Genomic DNA, 24743 nt, shown 5'->3' on the forward strand with positions numbered 1-24743 from the left:
GAACTGGCTAACGCTCCTGCAGGTCTGCCTGTAGCCCAATTTATCAAGGACGTAACGCACAGCTACCTGCTCTGCCCACTCGTCCATCCGACGTCACCCGTTCGCTCGTCGTCCACGCAAGGAGTACGCCATGTCATTTATCACGTGCCGTTTAACGTTTCTATTGCGAACCATCGCGTTCGCGACGGCGTTAGGATTCGCTTCAATCAGCATTGCGCAAGCCGATTCGGAGGTCGATCCGCCAGGAGCGGTTTACGTTCTGTCAAACCAGCCGTCCGGGAACTCGGTTCTTGTCTATTCGCGCGCTGCCAACGGAATACTGAACTACGAGGCCACGTACTCAACTGGCGGTAAAGGAGCCGGCACGGGAGCCGATCCACTAGGCTCGCAGGGTTCCCTAACGTTGGCAGCGGGCTTTCTCTTCGCCGTGAATCCGGGCAGCAATGATGTTTCGCTGTTCGCGGTCGACGGCAGCAAACTGACGCTGCTCGACAGAAAACCATCGGGTGGTCAAATGCCCGTCAGCGTGACAGTCAAGGGGCCCATCGCGTATGTGCTTAATGCCGGAGGCACACCGAACATCAATGGCTTTATCGTCGACGCGTTTGGCAAGCGTCTCGTTCCATTACCAGGCTCACAACGACCACTTGCCGGCGGAAACTCCGCCCAGCCCGCGCAAGTGACGTTTGCGCCGGAAGGCAACGAACTGCTCGTGACCGAAAAGGGCACACAACTCATTGACACGTATTATGTCGGCTTCACCGGCTACGCCTCGAAGACTCCAACCCCCCATGCGTCAAACGGCGTCACGCCGTTCGGGTTTTCCATCACGACCCGGGGTTATGCGATCGTCTCCGAGGCCGGGTCTGGTTCTGTTTCCTCATATGAGGTCGAGGACAGCAAACATCTGACTTCCATCAGTGCGGCAATTCCCTTGGGCCAGAGCGCCCCTTGCTGGCTTGTCACCACGGGCGATGGACGTTTTGCCTACACGGCCAATGCCGGGAGCGACTCGATCAGCAGTCTGCGGATCGCGGCGGACGGTACAGTACGCTTGCTCAATCCGACTGCAGGCACACTCAGCGCTCCCCTTGACATGGCGCTCAGTGGTCACAGCAAATTCCTCTACGTTCGTGAAGGTAACGGCGCTGTGAGTGGCTTTCGCGTGATGCCAGACGGAACACTCGAGCCACTTGGCTCAGTCACCGGCGTACCGTCGGGGGCACAAGGGATCGCGGCGCGCTAGACACATCTCCCCCCGCGCGGGGAGATGTGCACGCGGGATCATGCTTTCGTATCCCTGTATCGGCAGCCTTCGCGCGAGAACGTTGCCGGTACCGCTGAGCACCCGCCATACGGGTAGCGACACGCTGCGTCTATCTGGCGGTCATCCTCCAGCCAGATCAGTACCATCCGATTCGGCGAGCGGCGCAACGCATCCTACACTTAAGTTCAACCGCGCAGGCTTGCACGTGGCTGCGCCACAAATTGGGCCGAACGCATATTGCGCTGATGGCCATCGATAGCGAGCATGGCGCGGTCGCGTTCGGCGGCGACCGAGGGATTCGTATCGTCTCCGGATATGTCTCAGATGCTAACCACCAAGGAGGCGGTTTATGAACAGTAAGTTAGCCAACCCGGCGCCGCTCGGGCTCGCTGGATTCGCATTCACCACATGGATGCTCAGCATGGTGAACGCCGGCTGGTTCGACAAGGATGCCTTGGGGCTCGTGCTGGCGCTAGCGTTCGCTTTCGGCGGCACGGCGCAGATGATCGCGGGCGTGCTCGAATTTCCACGCGGCAATACGCTAGGCACAGTGGCGTTCCTCAGTTACGGCGCCTTCTGGTGGTCCTTTGCGCTGTTTGCCGCGTTCCTGGGCACCAACGTGCCTGAGGCCTTCATCGGCTGGTATCTGTTTGTGTGGGGGGTCTTCACGTTCTACATGTGGATCGGCTCGCTGCACACGAGTACGTCTGTGCAACTGGTGTTTCTCTCGCTGTGGGTCACTTTTCTGCTGTTGGCGATCGGCGCATGGACAGGTATGGGCCTTGCCACGCGGGCCGGCGGCTATGTAGGCTTGATTACCGCTCTACTGGCGTTCTATGCGTCGGCGGCGATGGTAATCAACGAAAGCTTCGGACACACCGTGCTTCCGACACACGACTGGGCACAAGCCCATCCGCAAGCGGCCTAGCCACTCGGCGCGGGTCGGCCGGCGTGCAGCAAGCGCGCCGGCCAGTCAGGCCTGCGGTGCTCCATGGAGACGGAGACCAAGTCTGAGTATCGAGTCTTTCCGGTATCAGCTAAGTGGGTCGAGAAATGTGGACCGACTGGACTCGTTACGAGGCGATGAATCGCCGTTCGATGGAGGAACTCTGATGTTCGAACGAATACCCCTGACAATTCGCGCTATCGGCGGCTGTGATCGCTGGCCGGCTCTACGACGTCGTAAACGTGTCAGGGCGCTGCTCTGATGGCGTCCCACGGCCGGCGTCGCCTTCGTCTTGTCTGAGGAGTGGGCCGTGCCGAGCACACGGCATTGCGGCACCCGTTGCTGTCGCGGCGGCGCAACGTCCTACGCCTGCTGCAAAATCTCCATTGCACGAATCGTGTCACCCAGCGCGTCCATTGCCAGGTAGGCAACGAACTGTGTGCCGATAGCGGCAGCCGAAACGCCGCGAAGGTTGATTCCCCCGGTAGCCAACTTTTGGGTCAACTCTGCAATGATGCCCGGCCGGTCGGGGCCCATCACCCGCACCGAGTGAAGACTCGGGAGGACGTTGAACCCCACCTGCGAGGCGGCACGAATTTCTCGGTCGTTCTGAAGCGGCGCGAGAAACACGACTGCCTTCCCGGGTGCTTCCGCAGTTCGACGGGAGATGATGAATTGCAGGTTCGCTCCGGCATCTCGCAGGACACTTAACACTTCGGCGAGACCGCCGGGCCTGTCCTCGATTGTGGCCGCCCATACGTCGACACGTTCAACGAGCAGATCCATGGCGCCTCTCCCGTTTGATGAACCCCAATGAAAATTTAGTTCAGGGTTGAGCGACCGGCAAGTCAACGCTCGTCGTCGCGCTAACACCATTGGCCCTCGGGATGCAGCTCTTTGACAGGGAATACGTTGCTTGGCATTGCATCCGCCCTGGCCTTAAATTCGTTATGCAGCGCACGGACTGTCGCGCCTGGTGTCCAGACCCATGAGACAGGTCAAAAGACGCGCTGCCGCGGGTAGCGTGGGACACCTCGTGTCCCTGGGCACCTAGAAGCAAGGAGGAACTGTCATGTCACGAGACAAGTCATCGCGCCGCGCTTCCGCAGAGCAACAAGCGGCCGAGGTTTCCGAGGCGCAAATCGCCGTGCACTGGCCTGAAGAGGAATATTTCCCGCCGCCCGCCTCGTTCATCGCCCAAGCCAATCTGACAGACGCGGGAGTGTTCGCACGTTTCTCTCTCGACAAATTCCCCGAGTGCTTCAAGGAGTTCGCGGACCTTCTCGACTGGTACAGGTACTGGGACACGATGTTCGACGCGAGCAATCCTCCGTTCTGGCGCTGGTTCGTCGGTGGCCGGATCAATGCCTGCTACAACTGCGTGGATCGTCACCTCGCCGCCTACCGGAACAAGGCCGCGATCCATTTCGTGCCAGAGCCCGAGGACGAGACGGTCCAGCATGTCACCTACCAGGAACTTTATGTCCGCGTAAGCGAGTTCGCGGCCATGCTACGCGACTTCTGCGGTCTAAAAGCCGGTGACCGGGTTACTCTCCATATGCCTATGGTGGCGGAGCTGCCCATCACGATGCTCGCCTGCGCCCGGCTCGGAGTGATTCACTCGCAGGTATTTAGCGGCTTCAGCGGCGCGGCCTGCGCCGACCGCATCCTGGATTCCGAGAGCCGTCTGCTGATTACGATGGACGCTTACTGGCGTGGCGGCAAGCTGATCGATCACAAGGAAAAAGCCGACACCGCGTTCGCCGAAGCTGCCGGGAAGGGTCACCAGGCCGAGAAGGTTCTGATCTGGCAGCGGTATCCGGGCAAGTATTCGAGTCCGACGCAGCTCGTGGAAGAACGCGATGTCATCGTCAACGACGCCCTCAAGGCGTTTCGCGGCAAACGTGTCGAGCCCGTGCAGATGCCCGCTGAGGCACCGCTATTCCTCATGTATTCGAGCGGTACCACGGGCCGCCCTAAGGGGTGCCAGCATTCCATTGGAGGCTACCTCGCCTACGTCGCCTGGACATCGAAATACATCCAGGACATCCACCCCGAGGATGTGTATTGGTGCATGGCCGACATCGGCTGGATTACCGGTCACTCCTACATTGTCTACGGCCCGCTCGCGCTCGCGGCCTCGTCGGTCGTGTACGAAGGCGTGCCCGTCTACCCCGATGCCGGGCGCCCTTGGCGAATTGCCGAAAACCTCGGCGTCAATATCTTCCACACGTCGCCGACTGCGATCCGCGCATTGCGGCGCAGCGGACCGGACGAACCCGCGAAGTACAGCTATCACTTCAAGCACATGACGACCGTGGGCGAACCCATCGAGCCCGAAGTCTGGAAGTGGTATCACCGGTCTGTCGGGAAGGGGGAGGCCGTCATTGTCGACACGTGGTGGCAAACTGAAACGGGCGGGTTCCTTTGCAGCACGGTGCCGGCGTTGCACAAGATGAAGCCCGGCAGTGCCGGTCCGGGAATACCTGGCATTCATCCGGTGATTTACGACGACGCCGGTAATGAACTTGCAAGCGGTTCCGGCAAGGCGGGCAACATCTGTATTCTCAATCCGTGGCCCGGCGCGTTTCAGACCATCTGGAGAGCCCCGGAGCGCTACGTGAAAACGTACTATGCCCGCTACTGCCGGGATCCCAAGAGCAAGGACTGGCGCGACTGGCCCTACATGGCGGGAGACGGTGCTGTCGACGCTGCGGACGGCTACTTCCGGATTCTCGGTCGCATCGACGACGTGATCAACGTCGCCGGCCATCGCCTCGGTACCAAAGAAATCGAGTCAGCCGCCCTGCTTGTCCCCGAAGTCGTCGAAGCGGCTGTCGTGCCCGTCGCCGACGAGATCAAGGGCAGAGTGCCCGAACTGTATGTTTCGTTAAAGCCCGGAGTGGAAGCTTCGGAGGAGCTTGCAAAGCGGGTCACAAACTCGGTGGTCGATCGGATCGGAGCCATCGCGAAGCCGCACCGGGTGGTCATTGTTCCGGACATGCCCAAGACCCGGTCGGGCAAGATCATGCGGCGCGTGCTCGCAGCACTTTCAAACCATCAAGACCCCGGAGACGTATCCACGCTGGCTAACCCGGAGGTCGTTGACAGTCTGCGGGAGCTCGTGAAGTAATGGGGGCTACGTCCATGATCATCACGCGGCGCGCGCGGCGGGCGGGCGGCCATCGGGCGCCGCAGCCTTCGTCACCCATGTGACTCGACTCATAGGGAAAACTGGCCGGTCACCGCGGCCATTATCGATTGGTCCTGCGAAAACTCCCGCGTCAATCCTTTTCCGCCACCCGCCCCGGCTGCACAGCCGGCATCCTGCGATAGATCGTGTTCCGCGAGACCCCGAGCGCACGCGCCGCGGCAGACACGTTTCCGCCGTGGCGCGCCAGCGTCATCGCAACCACAGAGGTGGCAACATCCTGCAGCCGAGCACCGTCGGGCCGCGACGCATCGCCAGCAGCGGGGGCATCCGCAGCCGAACCGGCCGAAATGGCTGAAGAGCTCGAAGCGGCCGACGCAGCAGAGTCCCCCTGTCCAACCTCGCCGTCGCCGCAACCCGCGCCCCCCACATCATCCAAAAAATCATCCGGCAAATGCTCCCAGCGAATCACCCAATCCTCCTCCACCATCGCCGCCGCGGTCCGCAGCAGATTAGCCAGTTGCCGACAGTTACCCGGCCACGCATGTCGCCCGAACACCGCCATCACATCAGCCGCAACGCTGAGCGCCTGCCGCCCCCCGCTTTCGACTGATTCCCACCGCAACATCTTTTGAACGACGACCGCGAGATCGCTCCGCTCACGCAACGCCGGCAACCGAACCGCAAGCCCGTTGATCCGATAGTAAAGATCCTCGCGAAACTGGTTCTGCGCGATCATCTCGCGCAAGTTGCGGTGGGTCGCGCAAATAATGGAGACATCGACAGGAACCGCCCGCGTCGCCCCAAGCGGCGTCACAACCCGCTCCTGCAAAACACGCAGCAACCGCACCTGCAACGAATACGGCATATCCCCGATCTCATCGAGAAACAGCGTGCCTCCATTCGCCTGCATCAGCTTGCCGATCGCCCCTTTACGCCGCGCGCCGGTAAACGCGCCCTCTTCATACCCGAATAGCTCAGATTCGATCAGCGACTCCGGAATCGAAGCACAGTTGACCGCAACAAACGGCCCATCACCTCGCGGCGAATCGTTATGAATCGCCTGCGCGAGCAACTCCTTGCCGGTACCGGTCTCGCCGGTGATCAGAATCGGAATATCCTTGCCGAGCACCTTGCGAACCTTCGCGATCAGTGCGGACACACGAGCATCGCCAGTATCGAGATCACCGAGCCGCGACAGTCCCGCAGCCGGTTGACGCGCATTCGCACACACCGGTCGCGGTGCGACTGCACCCTGCACATCGACGGCTCCACGCCCCAGCCCAAACGACGCCCGCCTGAACTGCCCGCGCGCGCAAACCACCGCACCGTTGTGCAAATTCAGCATCAGATGCGGCGCGACGCCATGCACCAAACGATCGATCAATTGCGCATACGAGATCTGAAATAGCGACGACAGCGTATGCGCGCGCAACGCAGCGAGCGACAAGCCCAACTGAAACTGCGCACTTCGATTCGCGGACAGAAAGCGCCCATCATCGGTAAACGCAATGATCCCTTCCATCAGCGTGCCGAGAAATTCCGGCCGTCCGTGAAAAGACACTTGCAGCACGTCACGAAACGCAGTCGAGAACAGATGGTTTTCGATCATCTGCACCGACATCTTCGCGAGTGCCGTCGTGTGCTGGTGATAGCTGCGGTGGTCGCCCGTCACGTCGAGCACGCCGATCAGATCGCCGTACGGATCGAGAATCGGCACACTCGAACAGGTCAGGAAGCGGTTCGCCGCCAGATAGTGCTGGTCCCCATGAACGACCATCGCACACCCCTCGGCCAGCGAGGTACCGATCGCGTTGGTCCCCTGACGATCCTCGGCCCAGTTCGCGCCAGGGCGCAGCGCCACTTTTTCCGCGCGATGCAGAAAGTCGTCATCGCCGATCGAATGCAGGATCAACCCTTCGGCGTTGGTCAGCACGATCATGCTTTGCGTGTTGACGATCTGCTCGCGCAGCGTCTCCATGACCGGCATCGCATGCGCGCACAGCACCTGGTTCTGTTCGCGCTGCAGCGCGAGTCCCGTGCCGGACAGGATGTCGTAATCCGGCCGGATCGATGCGCGCAGGCCGAACGTCTCGGAGCGTTCGTGGGCTTTCTGGATCGCCGGTGCGGGCCAACCTTTGGAGCGGTTAGCCGCCGCCACGCCGAGCGGATGAACGTCGTCGCGCATTGTCTCCTCCTGAATGCGCCCGGGTCGTGCCGGACGCTTTGATGCGTGTCAACAGAATACTCCCTTTGTCAGTCCGCCCGACGCGTGCGGCGACCCCGCGCGGGCCCGCATCCTTGATCTGCGTCAGCGTCGGCCGAATCTGCGGCGTTTCTGAACACCCGCTGCCCGCGCAACTGTTCCGAAACGGAACACTTCCGCCATCCAGCTCACCGCAGTCCCTTAAATAGCCCACTTCGATGCATTGGTACGGTTCGTGCCTGATGTGGTCCCGCGCAGTCACCCGATCACCATCACAAAACGGAGACAAGTGATGAATCCATTTGACCTGAAAGCACTCGGCATCGACATCGAGTATCCCTATCGCCAGCGTTACGAAAACTACATCGGCGGCAAGTGGGTACCGCCGGCCGGCGGCGACTATTTCGACAACGTGTCGCCGATCAACGGGCAGCCGTTTTGTCGCGTGCCTCGCTCGAGCGCTGCCGATATCGACCTCGCCATCGACGCCGCGCACGCAGCGCGCCGCAAATGGGCGAAGACCTCGGTGACAGAGCGCGCGAACCAGTTGCTGGCGGTGGCCGAGCGCATGGAGAAGAACCTGAAGCTGCTAGCGGTCGCCGAGACGATCGACAACGGCAAGCCGCTGCGCGAAACGATGGCCGCGGACCTGCCGCTCGCCGTCGATCATTTCCGCTATTTCGCGGGCTGCATCCGCGCGCAGGAAGGCGGCATCTCGGAGATCGACGACAACACGGTCGCTTATCACTTTCACGAGCCGGCTGGGGTGGTCGGTCAGATCATCCCGTGGAATTTTCCGCTGCTGATGGCCGCATGGAAGCTCGCCCCCGCGCTCGCGGCCGGCTGCTGCGTCGTGATGAAGCCCGCCGAGCAGACGCCGGCTTCGATACTCGTGCTGGTCGAACTGATCGGCGACCTGTTCCCCGCCGGGGTCATCAACATCGTCAACGGCTTCGGCAAGGAAGCGGGCGAAGCGCTCGCCACCAGCAAGCGCATCGCGAAGATCGCGTTCACCGGCTCGACGCCGGTCGGCAAGCGCATCCTGCACGCAGCCGCGGACAACCTGATCCCGTCGACGGTCGAACTCGGCGGCAAGAGCCCGAACATCTTCTTCGCCGACGTGCTCGATCGCGACGACGCGTTCCTCGACAAGGCGCTCGAAGGTCTCGCGATGTTCGCGCTGAATCAGGGCGAAGTGTGCACGTGCCCGTCGCGCGTGCTGGTTCAGGAGTCGATTTACGAGCGCTTCATCGAGAAGGCGATCGCCCGGGTGGAACGCATCAAGGCTGGCCATCCGCTGAACCTCGAAACGATGATCGGTGCGCAGGCATCGCAGCAGCAGCTCGACAAGATCCTGTCGTATATCGACATCGGCCGGGACGAAGGGGCGCAGTGCCTCGTCGGCGGCGAGCGCGCAACCCCTGGCGTCGGCCTCGGCGAGGGTTTCTACGTGAAGCCGACGATGCTGTTCGGCAACAACGATATGCGTGTGTTCCAGGAGGAGATCTTCGGGCCGGTCGCCTCGGTGATGACGTTCAAGGACGAACAGCAAGCGATCGAACTCGCGAACGACACGTACTATGGCCTCGGCGCGGGCGTGTGGACTCGCGAAGGTACCCGCGCTTACAAGATGGGACGCGAGATCGAGGCGGGACGCGTGTGGACCAACTGCTATCACCTGTATCCGGCGCATGCGGCCTTCGGTGGCTACAAGCAGTCGGGGATCGGGCGCGAAACACACAAGATGGCGTTGTCGAACTATCAGCAGACGAAGTGTCTGCTGGTCAGCTATCAGGCGGAGGCGCTGGGGTTCTTCTAAGCGAAGGGCGCGTCGTCTATGGACGGCGCGTGCCGAAGAATGCAGCCGTGCGGCGTGGTGGCCGCTCCGGCTGCATCAATCGATGCGAAATCACGAAGTCCCCTCAGACCTCAGTCCGCCTCGACTTCTCTTCTGGAAGCCGTGAGATCACGTTCGCCCGACAAATCAAACAAATTGCCTGCATAGGCTAAAAATTCATCCAATTCCGAATGCTCCTGGTTGCCCCGCTCCCGATACTGTCGTTCGCACATAACAGGGGATGACCGATGAAGAACGGCAACGGCCAACCGATGATCCGGCTCGCAGACAAGACGACGCACGACGGCACGGTCATCGAGGCCGCGACAGACCTCATGCACATGGGCATCCCGGTTGCACTCGATGGACACGGCGTCGAGTGTCCGAGGTGTGGCGGTGTCTATCCGATCATCGCGACCGGCCAGCGAACCCACAACGGCAAGCGGGTCAGCCATGCCGGCGACAGGACGGGCTGCGGCGCGATCCTGATCGCTTCATGATCGCTTCCCGATTGCCACGAAACACCGAGCTCCTTGCACGCATGGTCGAACCCGCGCAAGACCGCACGCTAGGTCTTTCCAGTGACGCACTACCCACATGGGGCAATGAGCCTTTGCTGGCTCCGCTACGCCTGCGCGGCACCGAATCCCTGGGCAAGCTCTATCGATACACGCTCGATGTGGCGACGATCGAAAGTCCGACGCTCGGATTGTGGCAAGCAAAGGAACTGGTCGTACCCGACAACCTGATTGGCAAAGTCATCGACATTTCGATCGCGTTCGACGGCAACGGATTGTTCGGTCAACAGGAGTTGAAACCCGGTGACGTGGCACACGTGGGCGCGGGCCGCCGCACGATTTCGGGCCTCGTCACAGGCGTGAAACAGACCGGCACCGACGACCGGCGCGCCCATTACCGCTTCGTCGTGCGCCCCTGGCTGTGGCTGGCCACGAAGAACCGCGAAAGCAGGATCTTTCAGGACGCGAGCGTGGTGGACATCACCGACCGGATACTCAAGGAGCGTTATCACTTTCCGGTCGTGATGGAGTTGGGCGCGACCGGTCTGTGCGAAGGCTACCCAAAGCGGGACCATGTCCGGCAGATGTGGGAATCCGATTTCGAATTCCTCACGCGGATCTGGAGAGAATGGGGAATCTACTATCTGTTCGACGGAATGACGCTGGTACTGTGCGATTCGCCCGGCTCGCACAAACAGCACGACAACGGCTACGACACTATCCGCTATCACGCGCCTGACAGCCGGCACGTCGACGAAGAACACATTCACAGGCTCGAGGTCTCGCGTCAGATCACGACGGGCAAGGTCAGTCTGATCGACTACGACTACACGCGCCCCGGCATGCACTTCGAGGGCGAGTACGAGAGCTTCAGCGAACGGGCCTTCGACAACATCGAGCAACACGGCTGGGGCGACTACTCGCAACCGCTCGCCGGCGAGATGGGATTGTCGGGTAGGCGAAACAACTTCCGCAATGAAGCCGAACACCTCGCGAGCGTGCGCGTCGATGCAATGCGCTGCCACCGGCTGCGTCTGAAGGGCCGAGGGAATCTGCGCGGCCTGACAACCGGCAAAACATTCTGGCTCGACAACCATCCGCAATGCGACATCAACGCCGAGTACCTGGCGGTATCGACCACACTCGACATTCGCAACGCGCCGCAGAACACACAGCCGTCCGGTAACGACACGAACGACGCGTTGCGCCAGTGCGTGACCAGCTTCGTGCTTCAGCCTGCCAATACATTCTTCAGAAACCGCCCGAAGAAAAAGCCGCGCTGCGCGGCGGAAACGGCGATCGTGGTTGGGCCCGAGCACCAGCCGATCTGGGTCGATGGATACGCGCGCGCCAAGGTGCGTTTCGTGTGGGACCGGCTTGGCCCGACAAACGAGAGCGCCAGTTGCTGGGTGCGCGTGTCGTCGCCGTGGCAAGGCAATGGCTTCGGCGCGATCTATCCGCCGCGTGTCGGTCAGGAGGTCATGGTCAGCTACCACGAAGAGGACCCGGACAAGCCGTACGTATCGGGCCGGATGATCAATGGCTGGAACCAGCCGCCCTGGAAGCTACCGGATAACCAGGCACTTTCAGGCGTCTTGAGCAGTGAGCTCAAAGGTGGCTGCGACGGCCAGACCAATCACGTCGTACTGGATGACACGCCGGGCCAACTCCAGGCACAGCTCGCCAGCGATCACGCACGCTCGCGCCTCGTGCTGGGCTACAACACGCAGGTCGTGCGCGAGGCCGGCCGACAGCAGGCACGCGGTGAAGGCTGGGAACTGGCCACCGACGCCTGGGGTGTCGCGCGCGCCAACAGAGGCGTGCTGTTCACCACGGAGGCGCGTCGCGGCGCGACCGCGCCGGCAAAGGATCTCGGCGAGACCGTGGCGCGCCTCACGCAGGCGCGCGATATCCACGAGAACCTCGCGGGTCTCGCGCGGCAGTATGAGGCACAGGAGCAACAGACCAGTCAAAGCGACGTATCGCGGGCCATCAAGGCGCAGAACGAGGCGATACGCGGCGTCGCGGCGCGTGCGGACCTTCCCTTCCCGCAACTCAGCGCACCCGACATGGTGCTGGCCAGCGCGGCGGGGGTCGGTCTCACCGCAGCGCAAAGCACGCACGTGGCGAGTATCGAACACATCGCGCTCACAGCGGGCGGACACGTCAGCATGGCCGCGGCGAAATCGCTGTTGGCGTCGGCAATCAACGGCGTGCGGGTGTTCACGCAGAATCTCGGCATCAGGCTCAAGGCCGCGTCAGGCAAGGTGCGAATCGACGCGCAGAGCGATGATGTCGAGGTCATCGCGCAGCGGGTCGTCAGCATCATCAGTAGAACCGATTCGATCAATCTGATGGCCAGCAAAGAGATCGTGCTCCATGCGGGAAGCACGAAGGTGGTGATCAATTCGGAAGGGTACAGGGTCTATACGGATGGAGAGCATCGGGTCCATGCGCGTGGTCATCAAACTGACAGGCCAGCGGCGCGGCCTGTCAATGTGCCGGTAACGCCCGGAAAGCCGGGCAAGCTGGCCGCGCATCACGTTCTGATCGAACACGATACGGGCTTTGCACTGCCGAACCAGCCGTACCGGATCACGCTCGACGATGGTCAGGTGATTCAGGGCGTGACCAATGCGCTTGGAGAAACGAGTCTCGTCACGAGCAATCTTCTTGCATTCGCGACGGTTGAACTGTTCGCCGCGAGTGAACCGGACAAGGTTATTGCGGTGAGCAGAGGCGCGGTGATCAGGGAGGCGGACGAGCCGTTTGCGGGCGCAGTGCCCAACGCCGAGAAACGCACCGCCAGGGTCGCAGGAAGGGCCGTGGCCTCTCCCAATCAAAGCGCGACGACGGAAGACAAGCCGCCCGAATTCGTTTCGTGTGATCCGATGAACTTCGGCCTGCGCTTTTATCACTTCATCAACGGTGCGACCGAGGCTGATGCGCCGGCCGGTGTGTCGATGCGCAAGGATGTTGAATATCCGGTGACCAAGGCTTATACGGCTGCAATTAAAACCGCGTTGCAGGGAATCGATTGGGCCGGGTTGCCGTGGCCTTTGACTTCCAGTTCGATAGAGACGATTCAAAACGCGGTCACGCCGCAATTGGAAATCGCGCTTAGTGAGGGGCCCTTTGGATTGCCACGACGCGATGCCGCCAACTCGGAAAATGGTGGTGCCATGCCAAAGCTTGTGATTGTCGATCCACAGCGGGCAACGCAGTACGCCCTGCGGCAGGATGTCAGCGCCGCGTTTATCGGTGACGATTGGGCTATCGCCGTCAACGAGAGCGAGATTGCACGCATCGTCGAACTGATGGACCAGCCGGCTTCGCTGGATCACCGCCTCAGGGCATTTGCCGACACGCTGTATCACGAGTCTCGCCACTGCCAACAGTACTTCTGGATGCTTTCTTTGCTTCAGCATTTTCCAGACGACTACAGGGAGCTGCCGAATATCCGCTTGGTGTATTGGTCGACGATGCTAAAAAAGGCCTATACGGCGGCTGGAAACACGCAGCTACCCGACGATCACCGCGTTCACATCGGTCTGCACAGGATGCTTGTATTCCACTACTACTGGCTGATCTCCTGCATGCAGGACAAGCCGGGCTGGGAGTACGTCAGGCGAGATCTCCCGAGTGCTGAAAGGAAGGTATGTGACCTGCTGAATGTCTCCGCTGAAACAGCTCAAAAAATGGTGCAATTCGAAACCGGCTATAGGAGCCAGATTCATGAAGAAGATGCCTACGCCTGCGCGGAAGTGGTTCAGGCCTACTGGCGCAATCCTGGTGATCCTCTCGTTCGCAACCCCGGTACATGCACGGCTCAGTACGCTGACGCCCTCAGGATCGTCGGGGCCAGGAGCTGAGATGAGACCGATCGTGACCGACGCCCAGCGCGACATGGCCTTGAGAATATTGACCACGGCAATGGCGATCCTGCGGGACGACCAGCCCTTCGATCCCGCACATACGATTTTCGGCCGCATTATCGCGGCGCGGCCTGAGCGCGGCGTGGTAGGTGTTACGGAGTATTGCTTCGAGAATCCGGCGTTCCCACGGACGGAAATCACCGTAGTTGTGATACCCGATCCGCTCGACCGCTCTGCCGACCGCGCGCAGGTCAAGCAAGTCATGCTGGACTTCACGATCCGCTTCAGTCCACTGTTGACAGACATTAACCGTTCGACGCTGGAAGACCTCCTCCATGTCGATATCGGCTACTGGATCGACGGCAACGGCGAGCGGCGACCCGGCAACGATATGGGGACAGTGCCGCCGCACGTTCGTCTGCATCACTATCGCTATCGTGCTTCGAATCTGTCAACGAGCCGGTTTCCGGTGGACGTCGAATTTGCTTTCGGCGACCCCGACCCAAACGATCCGACGCCGGACGAACCCAAAACGCCGGTCCTGATGGACGTTCGCCTCAATCGTGACTATTCCGCGTTGAAACGGCAACACCGTGAATGAAGCCCGTCTTGAACAGCAGGTGGCAACGCGCCACGGCGCGCGGAAGTGGTTCAGGCCTACTGGCGCAATCCTGGTGATCCTCTCGTTCGCAACCCCGGTACATGCACAGCTCAGTACGCTGACGCCCTCAGGACCGTCGGGGCCAGGAACTGAGATGAGACCGACTGTGACCGACGCCCAGCGCGACATGGCCTTCAGAATATTGACCACGGCAATGGCGATCCTGCGGGACGACCAGCCCTTCGATCCCGCGCATACGATTTTCGGCCGCATTCTCGCGGCGCACCCACTGCGCGGTCGTGTAGGTGGTATGCAGTACTCCTTCGTCAATCCGGCATTTCCGCGGACGCAAATCATTCTATTTGTGGTACCCGATCCGGCCGCCCCCTCCGCCGACCGCACGAAGGGCAAGCAAGTCGCGACGCACTTCACGATCCGTTTCAGTCCACTGTCGACAGACATTAACCGTTCGACGCTGGAAGACCTCCTCCATGTCGATATCGGCTACTGGATCGACGGCAACGGCGAGCGCTGGCCCGGCAACGATATGGGAACGGCGCCACCGCAGATTCGGCTGCATAGCTATCGCTATCGTGCTTCGAATCTGTCAACGAGCCGGTTTCCGGTGGACGTCGAATTTGCTTTCGGCGACCCCGACCCGAACGATCCGGCGCCGGACGAACCCAAAACGCCGGTCCTGATGGACGTTCTCCTCAGTCGTGACTATTCCGCGTTGAGACGGCAACACCGTAAATAGAGCCCGTCTTGAACAGCAGGTGGCAAAGCGCCGCATGTGCAGAGACGACATCCGCATTTTCAGCTTTGCATGGACTCGCTTGCCACCACCCTGTTTCGCCCACTCGCCTTCGCGGCGTACAGTCGCTGGTCCGCGACCGCAATCAACCCCTCGAGGTCAAAGCAGTTATCCGAAACACTCTCCGCCACCCCGATCGATATCGTGAACCATATCTCACGGCCCGGCGCGGTGCGGGTTAATTGCGTCTCCTGAAGGACGCAGGCGTTGCGGGCGACGGCCTCGCGCACGCGCTCCGCAATTCGGGCCGCGTCGTCCGCGGTCGTATCGGGCAGCAGCCCACAGAACTCCTCGCCACCCAGACGTGCCATCAGATCCCCCGGGCGCACGGCAATCCTGACCACGTTGGCCAGGTGCTTCAGGGCCTCGTCTCCGCCAGCGTGCCCCCAGTTGTCGTTGATCACCTTGAAATGGTCGATATCGATCATCAGCAGCGCGATGCGGCGCTCGTCGTTGCGCCGTGAAAGTGCGTCGAATTCCTCATTCAAACGGCGGCGGTTCGCGAGACCGGTCAGGGGGTCCGCGAGCGACAATTCCCGCAGCCGCCCGTTGAGTGCCATCTGCGTGGAAAGAAGCTGGTCGACGACAAAAAGAGTGGCCCAGAGAAGCAATGCCATCAGTATCCACACCCCGGCAAACAGCGCGCTGCTCAAGCGAACGACCGAGAAGAATACGGTCGCAGCGGATACGTAATCGGTCAATACGAGATCCGCCGTATCCAGCTTTCTGAAGAGCAGGAAGTCCTGTCCCGCACTCAACGTTCCGCTGGGTGTCCGAAACAGCGTGGAAGCAGAGAGCGTGTTCCACTGCGCCGGCAGAGTCTTCAGCCAATTCTCATCATTGACCGAGAAAGTACTTCCGCTCGTTGCAATTGGCATCCCGCTCGGGTCTATCAGAGCGTGAGTTTCATCCGCTGTGGTGTTGTTCCACAGATAGTCCTGAACGATGCGTTGCGGGACCACGAAGAATATGAGGCCGCGAACCACGTCGTTACTCATCACCGCTGTCCCAAACAGCAGGCGAGGTCCTGCCGGGTTCTTGCGCCCGCGAACCGGATCGAACGTGACGTCATAGTCGAGCGGGTTCTGGTTGGCCAGCTGTAACAGGCGCGAGCTGCCGTACATTTGCAACAGCCGGACTACCTCGTCGTCGTCAATGGTTGGGTGAGCGACCACGATACCGGTCGGCGAGACATATACCGCGCGTTCGAGACCCGTGCCCATCTGGAATTGCACGGCAAACAGCCGGCTCATCAATTGGGCGAGCCGCAGGTCCTCGACAAATGTGGGCTCGTCACGGTGCAAACCAGGAGTCACCGCGAGCTGCTGTGTGCCGATACCCCGAATGGGGGCGTCGATATCGCGAACTTGAAGATTCCAGACGCGCTCGTCCTGCGCCCGGAGTACTGCCTGGAGCGAGGCATCCGGTGTTCGATCGAGCTGTGCTGTCCGGTCCGCAAGGAGCCGCTCGGCACTCTCGCGAAGAAACTGCAAGTGCTGCCTGTTATTGCGGACCGCGACATCGAGAACCCTGGCCTGAATCTCGAGCTGATGCGAACGGTTATCGAGCTCCCGGGCACGTACGAGAAAATATTGGTGTACAGCAAGAATCAACGTGACAACGAATACCACGGCGAAACACAGGATCACGGTATGCCGCGGACGTGAACTGGCGCGGTCCCAAACCGTTTTCGCAGGCGTTTTAGACGCGGACGGCAGGCGCATGCCGGCTCTCCGGTGATCCAGCTCCAAGTCTGAATACTATTCCTTCCCAACCCCCTCGACATAGCTATCAACCGCACTGTTCACCGTCGGATGAAAGCACGCATCGCCAATCAGATCCGTCAACTCGAAGCGTCTGAGCTTGTCGCGAACCGGATCCTTCATCTCTGCAAAGTGCAGCACAATCCCGCGCTCGTCGAGCGTGCGCGTCAGTTCCCGCAGCATGTCGGCGGAGGTGACGTCCACGCTCGTCACCGGTTCGGCCGCCACCACCACACGCCGCACCGGTGCCGGCGATTCGGCGACGGCTTCCAGCAGGCGCTCCTGAAACTGCTCGGCATTCGCAAAGAACAGCGGTGCATCCCAGCGAAACAGCACGAGCCCGGGGATTCGCTGGGCATGCGGATAGCGCTGCAAGTCGTGATAGCCGCGCAAACCTTCGACGCGACCGAGCACCGCGTAGTGCGGTCGCCAGCCGTCCCACAGAAATTCGATGACCGCGATCACCACCGCGAAGCAGATGCCGGGGATCGCACCGAACACCGCGACGCCGGCAAAGCAGGCCATCGACAGCCAGAACTCCCATTGCTGGATGCGGAAAATCCGCTTCAGGTCCGTGATCTCGAACAGACCGATCGCCGCCGCGATGACGACCGCGGCGAGCGCACTGTTGGGCAGGTAGCGCATCAGATTGGGCGCGGCCATCAGCAGCGCCGCGACCGCCAGCGCGCCGACGACGCCCGTCAGTTGCGTCTTCGCACCCGCCGCCTCGGCGACCGGCGTGCGCGACGAACTGCTGCTGATCGGGAAGCCGTGGAACAGGCCGGCCGCAAGATTGGCCGCGCCGAGCCCGACCATCTCCTGATTGGGGTCGACGCGGCTGCGAAAACGTGCCGCGAAAGTTCGCGACAGCACGCTGGTATCCGCGAACGAGATCAGCGCGACCGCGCAGCCGCCGAGCAGAATCTTGACCAGATCGGCGTCGGTGACCCACGGCAGCGCAAAGGTCGGCAGGCCTTGAGGAATCTTGCCGAGCACTTTCACACCCATGCTATCGAGGTGCAATGCGGTTACGCACAACGTCGCAACGATCACGGCGATCAGTATGCCCGGCAGCTTTTCGAAGCGCTTGAGAAACAGGATCAGCACGAGGCTTCCAGCGCCCACCGCGAAGCTATACCAGTTGGATTTGCCATCGGCGATGGCCTGCACGAGGCTCACGATGTCCCGCAATGGCCCGCGCTCTTCGATTGAGATGGCAAACAGTTTGGGCAGCTGACTGATCAGCACGGCAAGCGCAATGCCGTTCATATAGCCGTATCGAATGGGTTTCGACAACAATTCAGTGATGAATCCCAGCCGCAGCAAGCCCATCACAATACAGAACAGGCCGGACACGATCGCCATCATGCTGGCCGCCGCAATCGCGCGCGACGGGTCGCCCGCAGCGATTTGCACCACGACCGCCAGAATCGGAGCGGCGAGCGCGGAGTCGGGACCGAGCACGAGAATCCGGCTCGGACCGAACAGCGCATACGCCAACAGCGGAACGATCGTCGCGTAGAGGCCGTACACGCCAGGGACGCCGGATGCCTCCGCGTAAGCGATCCCAACCGGCACCAGCATCGTGGTCAGTACCAGTCCCGCCGTCAGATCGTTCGGCAACCATCTCAGCCGGTACGTCTTGAGCACCGTCAGTCCCGGCAGCCAGCGCATCCAGCGGCGCGCCCTGCTTACAGCAGTCTGTTCTTTGTGAGGAACTGGCCTGTCCGCTTCCATTTTTGGAATGTTCGTAGTCGAGGACGCCGCACCACGGTTTGTGGGCGGTACCGTCATTCGAAGGATAGTCCAGACATTCCGTTGGCGACAGGATGAGGCCGACCGGCCGCGCATCAGGGCCGCTGGCGCCTCAGCAGCCACGCGACGCCCCCCGCCAGCGCCATCACTGCCGCGCCGTACACCGCATTGCGATGCCGCTCGGTGAACATCTGCCAGCAGTACGCATGCGCTTCGTCATCGAAGCGACCATGCGAAGTGTAGTGGCCCGGCACCGGCTCGTAGAGATTCGCGGGAGCATCGGCGGGCAACGGTTCATCGGTCAATTGCCCGTCGTAACCCGCCCGCGCGAGATAGCGGTCGAGCAGCGCCGGCGCGATCCGGTTCGCGAGGATTGCCTTGACCGTCGACCACCCGACCCACACCTGCCGCCGCCGATGGGTGGCCGCAAAGTAGATCGCCCGTGCCGCCACTTCCGGCTGAAACACCGGCGCCACCGGCCGTGCCCTGCGCCCCGTGCGATTGAGCGCCCAGTCGAATTGCGGCGTATTGACCGCGGGCAGATCGACCATCGTCAGATGGATATCGACTCCGTCGTGCAGCAACTCGGAACGCAACGAATCGGTGAAGCCGCGCACGGCAAACTTCGCGCCGCAATAGATCGACTGCAACGGCACCGACCGGTACCCGAGCGCCGAGCCGACATTGACGATCGTGCCGTGCCCGCGCGCGCGCATCACGGGGAGCGCCGCCAGCATGCCGTTGACCTGCCCCAGATAGGTCACCTGCGTGCCGCGTTCGACATCGCGCGCGCTGAGCGCCGACACCGGCGCAAACGCGGTCGCCATCGCGACGTTGACCCAGACGTCGATGCCGCCCCACTCGCGCTTCACGCGCTGCGCCGCGCGCTCGATCGCGTCGGCATCGGCGACATCGGCCGGAATGGCGAGTGCGCGCACGCCATAGGTCGCGGCGATCTCCTCGGCGGCACGAGCGAGCCGTCGCGGCTCGCGCGCGATGAGCCCAACGTCGTAGCCCTGCCGCGCGAATTCGGACGCGCTCGCGCGCCCCACGCCGGCACTTGCCCCTGTAATGACGACGACGCCCTTGCGCTCGACGTCGCCGCTGCGGGTCTCGGTTTGCACCGTCACAGCGTCGCTGGCCACTTTGAACACCTCCGAGGTTGCGTATCCAGTGAGGTGGTGAAGCAAAGCGCAGTCCCGACGATTCGAGCTGGGGATCTGCGAATTGCGCGCGAGTCCAGCGCACGCTCGGCCGCCGGGACGCCGGCCGCCGGAGCGCCGGCCGCCGGAACGCCGGCCGCCGGAAAAACAAATGGCCGCAGCGCGGGGCTGCGGCCATCAGGTAGCGGCTTCCGAGGCTTGCGCGCTTCAGCGCATGGCCGAAAACGCCGAACTCACGTCACGTTCATCGCCAACGCACTCTCGCGATAGTGCTGGCTCGCCTTGTCGGTATCGCCCAGTTGCTCGTGCAGACGCGCGAGCGCGCGATGCGAGCGGATCTTCAGCGTCTCGTTGTCGGCAAGCTTCAGCGCGCGTTCGAGGAACGACTGCGCCTTGCCCCACAACTGCTGATGCAGGCACAGGCGCCCCAGCGCGAACATCAGGTCCGCGTCTTCCGGCCGATCCTTCTGCCACGCCTCGGCCTTCTGGATCAGCGGCAACGCGTCGCCGCCGGCCGTGTCCGGATAGCGTCGCAGCAGGCGCGCATCCCAGTTCTGCGCGAGCGCCTCCTCGACGATCTTGCGCGCCTCCTGCGGACGGTTCAGCGCGACCAGCAGTTCGGCGGCGGTGTCGGCGAGGCGCGGCGAATGACGCTCGGTCGCCGACAGCGAGTTCCACAGTTCGAGCAGCGCGTCCGCATTGTGGCGACGATCGCGCAGCAGATTTTCCGCCGCCAGTTGACGCAGCCGCACCGCGACCGCCGGATGGATCGCCTCGCGCTTCTCCAGCGTCTTCACGAGCTTCAGCACTTCGCCCCAGTTCTTCAGTTGCTGCTGTGCACGCAGCATGATTTGCTGCGCGTGAATGCGCCGCGCGCCCTGCGATTGCATCTCGGTCAGCGCATTGAGCGCGCCGTCGGCGTCGCGGCCGTCGGCGCGCATGTCGGCGGTGGCCATCAGGCGCGCGTCCTGCCAGTCGGCCTCGTCGATCTGCGCGAGCCATTCGTCGCGCCGCGCGTACTCATGCATGCGATGCGCTGCGGTCGCCGCGATCAAACCGGCCGCGCCCTTGTTGTCGCCATTCGTGAGCGCGTCCTTGGCGGCCTTTTCCGCGCGCGAGAAACGCCCCGCGTACAGGTTGCCGATCGCGTCGCGCAACGCCGCGTGCGCCTTCGCGACACGCGCGCGTGCGCGGTACGCGGCGACGCGCTGCGGCATGCGCCAGATATTGCGGATGATGCGCAACAGCGCATAGAGCAGGATGAACAGCACCACCAGCCCGACGACGAACAGGTTCAGCGACATGTCGACGCGGTACGGCGGATAGATCAGCAGCACTTGCCCAGCGTCGAAGCGCCCGCCCACCGCGAGCACGACCGCGACGGCGAACAGCGCCGCGAGCCACAGGAGTCCCCGGATCGCCATGATTAACCCCGGTTCCGGTATTGATTGACGGCCTGCAGGCTCGTATCGAGGTTCGGCAGCTCGACCGCGGCCGAATCGGCGTCCACCTGCTTGACCAGATCGATGACCGTCTGCGTGTCTTTCGACGACGCGTCGAAGTAGCGCGTCAACGCGGACTGCGCCGCCTGCAGGTCGGACTTCAGCGTGGTCTGGTTGCGCGACAGCAGCGCGAGACGCGCCGACAGCAGACGCAGCTTCAGGTTCTCGCGCACGAAGTAGCCTTGATCCGGCGTGACCAGCATCGCGTCGGCGTTGTCGATACGGCGCACCTGCACGAGGCTCGTCAGCTGTTGGCCGATGCCGTGCGTGACCTCGTCGATCCACACTTCCCAGCGCGGCTTGCCGGTGGCAGCGGCCACCTTCGCGGTGTCGGCCCACGTGACCGCATGCGGCGTGGCACGCGGAATCGGTGCTTCACCCGACAGCGGCAGGCCGTTCACGTGATCGATCGCGTTGTCGAGCTTGATCGCGAGGCCGGTCAGATCGGTGGACGGCGCGGCCTTCAGCTTGTCGATGTCCTGCGCGATCGCCTTGCGCACCGCGACCGCCTGCGGACTGTCCGACGCCGCGAGGCGCGTATCGGCGCTTTGCAACGCGAACAGCGCGAGCTGCGTATTGCCGGTCAGCTGCAACTGCTGGCTCGCCGCCGACAGCATCTGCCCGACTTCGGCGAGCGTCCAGTCGTCGCGATTGCGCGCGAGATCCGCGTATTGCTGTTGCAGCGCCTGCTGCGCGGCCTGCGCATCGGCGAGCTTGCCTTCGAGCTGCGCGACCTGCGAGTCCGATTGATGCACGGTGGCGAGCGCCTGGTCGATCTTGATGCGCAGCTCGTTGGTCTGCGTGTCGTTGGCCTGCTGACGCTGCGCGAGTTCCTGCTCGGTGCGCACGAGCTTGCGGTTCATCGCGAAGCCGCCCACGCCCGCCGCGCACGCGATGACCACGATGACCAACCACAGCAGCGGTCCGCTCGTGCTGCGGCGCTTTTGCGCTTCGTACGGCGTGAAGGGTGGGTTCGGCGGCAAGGCGGCGCTTGCGGGCGGCTGAGGTGAGGCGTTCGTGGATGCGTTCGTTTCAGTCATGCGTGGTTGAGCCGGGTTGGACGATACCGGTTGGACGACGGGAGGCACGGCGGCCGCGGCAACGAGGGCTCGGACTATGCGCTCGTCGCCCGCGCCGGACACCGTAATCCTATCAAAACCCAATGCCCGCGCGGTCTGCGCGATGCGGGGATGCGGCGTGACGAGGGGCGCGTGTTTGAGCTGCTCGATCTCGCCGGCGGTCAGATGCTCCTGCGCGAGTTCGTGCAGATTGCGGACGCCTTCGGAGCTGGTCAGAAGCCATGCGTGCGGCGTGCCCGCGAGCAGTTCGTGCACGCGCGCCCATGCGCCGATCGACGGCTCCGGCACGATGCGCCGGTAAGCGGCCACCGCGTCGACTTCGGCGCCGGCTTCACGCAGGCGCTCGCTCAGCCATTCGCGGCCGCCGTCGCCGCGCACGATCAGCACGCGCTTGCCTTCGAGGCCCGCGGCACCGAGTTGCGCCTCGAGCGCGGCAAACAGGCTCTCGGAGTCGAAGCTCGTCGATTCGTCGTCGGCGCCCGCCGCGGGGCTGATCACGCGATGCTCGGGCGCGCTGACGCCGTGGCGCGCGAGCGCTTGCACGCTGCCCGGGCCGACCACGCCGATCGGCAGCGCATGCGGCCAGATATCGTCATGGCGCGCGAACGCGTGATCGACTGCGTTCGGCGACACGAACACGACGAGCGCGTAGCGTTCGAGCGACGCGAGCGCGGCGCACAACGGCGCGTCGTCGATGACGGGCGCGATGTCGATCAGCGGGAAGTCGAGCGACGCGAGTCCGGCTGCTTCGAGCCGTTCGACGAGTTCGCTCGACTGGCCGGCCGGCCGCGTGATCACGACCGTGAAGGGCGCCTTCTCGGGCGAGACGGCGGCCATCACTCGCTGGCCGCCGCGCTGGGCGCGGCCGCGGGACCGCTCGCCGTACTGAGCGCGCGGACGATGTCGAGGGCGCCCTGCTGCACGAGCGAGTGCGCCACTTCCTCGCCGAGCGCGAGCGCGCGCTCGACGGTGGGCGCCGGCGCCGACGCCTGCGCGCTCAGCACGCGCTGGCCGTCCGGCGTCGCGACGATGCCGCGCAGATGCAGCGCGCCATCGCCCCAGGTTGCGTAGGCCGCGAGCGGCACCTCGCAGCTGCCGCCGAGCACGCGCGATACCATGCGCTCCGCTTCGACGGCCGCCGCCGTGTGCGGATGATGCAGCGGCGCGAGCCATGCGGCGAGGTCCGCGCGATCGGCGCGAATCTCGATGCCGAGCGCGCCCTGGCCCGCCGCGGGCAGACTGTCCTCGGGATCGAGCAGCGCGCGGATGCGATCGGCGAGACCCAGCCGCTTCAGCCCGGCCGCGGCCAGAATGATCGCCGCGTAATCGCCGCGATCGAGCTTGGCGAGTCGGGTATCGAGATTGCCGCGCAACGGCCGCACGTCGAGATGCGCATAGCGCATGCGCAGCATCGCCTCACGCCGCAGACTCGAGGTGCCGACCACTCCACCGGCCGGCAGCGCGGCGAGCGAGTCGTACTGATTGGACACGAACGCGTCGCGCGGGTCCTCGCGCTCCATGATGGTGGACAGAGCGAAACCGGCGGGCAACTCCATCGGCACGTCTTTCAGCGAATGCACCGCGAGGTCGGCGCGGCCATCGGCGAGCGCGGCTTCGAGCTCCTTCACGAAGAGCCCCTTGCCACCCACCTTCGACAGCGTGCGATCGAGAATCTGATCACCGCGTGTCGTCATTCCGAGGATTTTTACATCACAAGATGGATATAATTTGTGCAGCGCACATCGCACATGCTCGGCTTGCCACATGGCAAGGCGGCTCTCTCGCGACGCAATCACGAGCGTGTGGGGTGGCGTGGAAAACGTCTCGGTGTTCATTAGCTTGCTGCTGGATGTCGGGATGGAATAACAATCAATGTTAGCACGCGCCCTCGTTCGCGCCCTTTGGTTCCAAGGCACGGCGAAGCGCCGTGCGCAAGCGGCATCGACGGAGGAGACGGGCTTCGCGCCATGCGCGAAGGTCCCCATTCCGCGTTGTCACGTACGGTCGTTCGCGCACTGCGCGGCGGCATGCGGGATGATGCAATGCGGCGAACATGCTGAGGCAATGCCTGCCGCGTGTTCGGTCCCAGCGCGGGCTGGCAGCCCGTGGCTCCTTTCTCCCTCGTCGGCGTCTCGATTCGGCAGCGCTCGTGTCGTTCCGCGTACGCGGTGCGGCACGCGCGGGCCGCTTCGTAGTGGGTCGAGCAATCGCCGTGTACAGTCGCCGTTTCAAGTCTCCGTTGCAGTTGCACTAGCAGTCCGTCTTG

16 protein-coding genes are annotated in these 24743 nt (G+C 62.9%); 8 read left to right on the forward strand and 8 right to left on the reverse strand.

The features are described from left to right. The first annotated feature begins 130 nt into the window (after positions 1–130). Entirely contained in the window at positions 131–1246 is a 1116-nt protein-coding gene (locus tag HWY30_RS07890; protein WP_090803529.1) for a lactonase family protein, read from the forward strand. A gap of 370 nt (positions 1247–1616) precedes the next feature. Further along, positions 1617–2195, forward strand: coding sequence for an acetate uptake transporter (locus HWY30_RS07895; RefSeq protein WP_090803527.1), 579 nt, complete (start codon positions 1617–1619; stop codon positions 2193–2195). Between the two features lie 381 nt (positions 2196–2576). Here the strand turns inward: HWY30_RS07895 and HWY30_RS07900 are convergent, their stop codons facing one another. Continuing rightward, positions 2577–2999: an ACT domain-containing protein gene (locus HWY30_RS07900; RefSeq protein ID WP_090803525.1), complete on the reverse strand. Its 423-nt coding sequence runs from the start codon at positions 2997–2999 to the stop codon at positions 2577–2579. A gap of 286 nt (positions 3000–3285) precedes the next feature. On the opposite strand from HWY30_RS07900, the gene acs reads away from it, so the two are divergent. Next, positions 3286–5346 carry an acetate--CoA ligase gene (acs, locus tag HWY30_RS07905; RefSeq protein ID WP_090803523.1) on the forward strand — a complete coding sequence of 687 codons (2061 nt, stop codon included), beginning with the start codon at positions 3286–3288 and terminating at the stop codon, positions 5344–5346. A gap of 151 nt (positions 5347–5497) precedes the next feature. Here acs and HWY30_RS07910 read toward each other — a convergent pair whose 3' ends face one another. Then, complete coding sequence (locus tag HWY30_RS07910; RefSeq protein WP_090803521.1) at positions 5498–7552, reverse strand: sigma-54-dependent Fis family transcriptional regulator; 2055 nt, start codon at positions 7550–7552, stop codon at positions 5498–5500. Positions 7553–7862: 310 nt separating this feature from the next. On the opposite strand from HWY30_RS07910, the gene HWY30_RS07915 reads away from it, so the two are divergent. From HWY30_RS07915 to HWY30_RS07935, 5 genes are all read left to right on the forward strand, one after another. Beyond that, positions 7863–9389 carry an aldehyde dehydrogenase family protein gene (locus HWY30_RS07915; RefSeq protein WP_090803519.1) on the forward strand — a complete coding sequence of 509 codons (1527 nt, stop codon included), beginning with the start codon at positions 7863–7865 and terminating at the stop codon, positions 9387–9389. A gap of 266 nt (positions 9390–9655) precedes the next feature. Then, positions 9656–9907, forward strand: a complete 252-nt coding sequence (locus HWY30_RS07920) for a PAAR domain-containing protein (protein WP_090803518.1) — start codon at positions 9656–9658, stop codon at positions 9905–9907. A 41-nt stretch (positions 9908–9948) separates the two neighbouring features. Then, the gene (locus tag HWY30_RS07925) at positions 9949–13797 is read left to right on the forward strand and encodes a type VI secretion system Vgr family protein (RefSeq protein WP_090803517.1); all 3849 of its coding nucleotides are present in this window, start codon (positions 9949–9951) and stop codon (positions 13795–13797) included. A 1-nt stretch (position 13798) separates the two neighbouring features. Continuing rightward, positions 13799–14401, forward strand: a complete 603-nt coding sequence (locus tag HWY30_RS07930; protein WP_090803515.1) for a hypothetical protein — start codon at positions 13799–13801, stop codon at positions 14399–14401. 154 nt (positions 14402–14555) lie between these two features. Continuing rightward, positions 14556–15158, forward strand: coding sequence for a hypothetical protein (locus HWY30_RS07935; protein ID WP_090803513.1), 603 nt, complete (start codon positions 14556–14558; stop codon positions 15156–15158). Between the two features lie 59 nt (positions 15159–15217). Here HWY30_RS07935 and HWY30_RS07940 read toward each other — a convergent pair whose 3' ends face one another. The 6 genes from HWY30_RS07940 to hemC form a co-directional block, all read right to left on the reverse strand. Continuing rightward, complete coding sequence (locus tag HWY30_RS07940; RefSeq protein ID WP_090803511.1) at positions 15218–16939, reverse strand: diguanylate cyclase; 1722 nt, start codon at positions 16937–16939, stop codon at positions 15218–15220. Positions 16940–16975: 36 nt separating this feature from the next. After that, entirely contained in the window at positions 16976–18715 is a 1740-nt protein-coding gene (locus HWY30_RS07945) for a SulP family inorganic anion transporter (protein ID WP_090803510.1), read from the reverse strand. 113 nt (positions 18716–18828) lie between these two features. Further along, entirely contained in the window at positions 18829–19857 is a 1029-nt protein-coding gene (locus HWY30_RS07950; protein ID WP_090805618.1) for an SDR family oxidoreductase, read from the reverse strand. Positions 19858–20129: 272 nt separating this feature from the next. After that, positions 20130–21320 carry a heme biosynthesis protein HemY gene (locus HWY30_RS07955; RefSeq protein ID WP_090803508.1) on the reverse strand — a complete coding sequence of 397 codons (1191 nt, stop codon included), beginning with the start codon at positions 21318–21320 and terminating at the stop codon, positions 20130–20132. A gap of 2 nt (positions 21321–21322) precedes the next feature. Beyond that, complete coding sequence (hemDX, locus tag HWY30_RS07960; protein WP_090803506.1) at positions 21323–23314, reverse strand: fused uroporphyrinogen-III synthase HemD/membrane protein HemX; 1992 nt, start codon at positions 23312–23314, stop codon at positions 21323–21325. Next, the gene (gene hemC, locus HWY30_RS07965; RefSeq protein ID WP_090803505.1) at positions 23314–24312 is read right to left on the reverse strand and encodes a hydroxymethylbilane synthase; all 999 of its coding nucleotides are present in this window, start codon (positions 24310–24312) and stop codon (positions 23314–23316) included. The genes hemDX and hemC overlap by 1 nt, the downstream gene beginning before the upstream one ends. Positions 24313–24743: the final 431 nt, after the last annotated feature.

Origin of the sequence: Paraburkholderia tuberum STM678, from assembly GCF_902833905.1 — a bacterium.
GTDB classification, from domain to species: domain Bacteria; phylum Pseudomonadota; class Gammaproteobacteria; order Burkholderiales; family Burkholderiaceae; genus Paraburkholderia; species Paraburkholderia tuberum.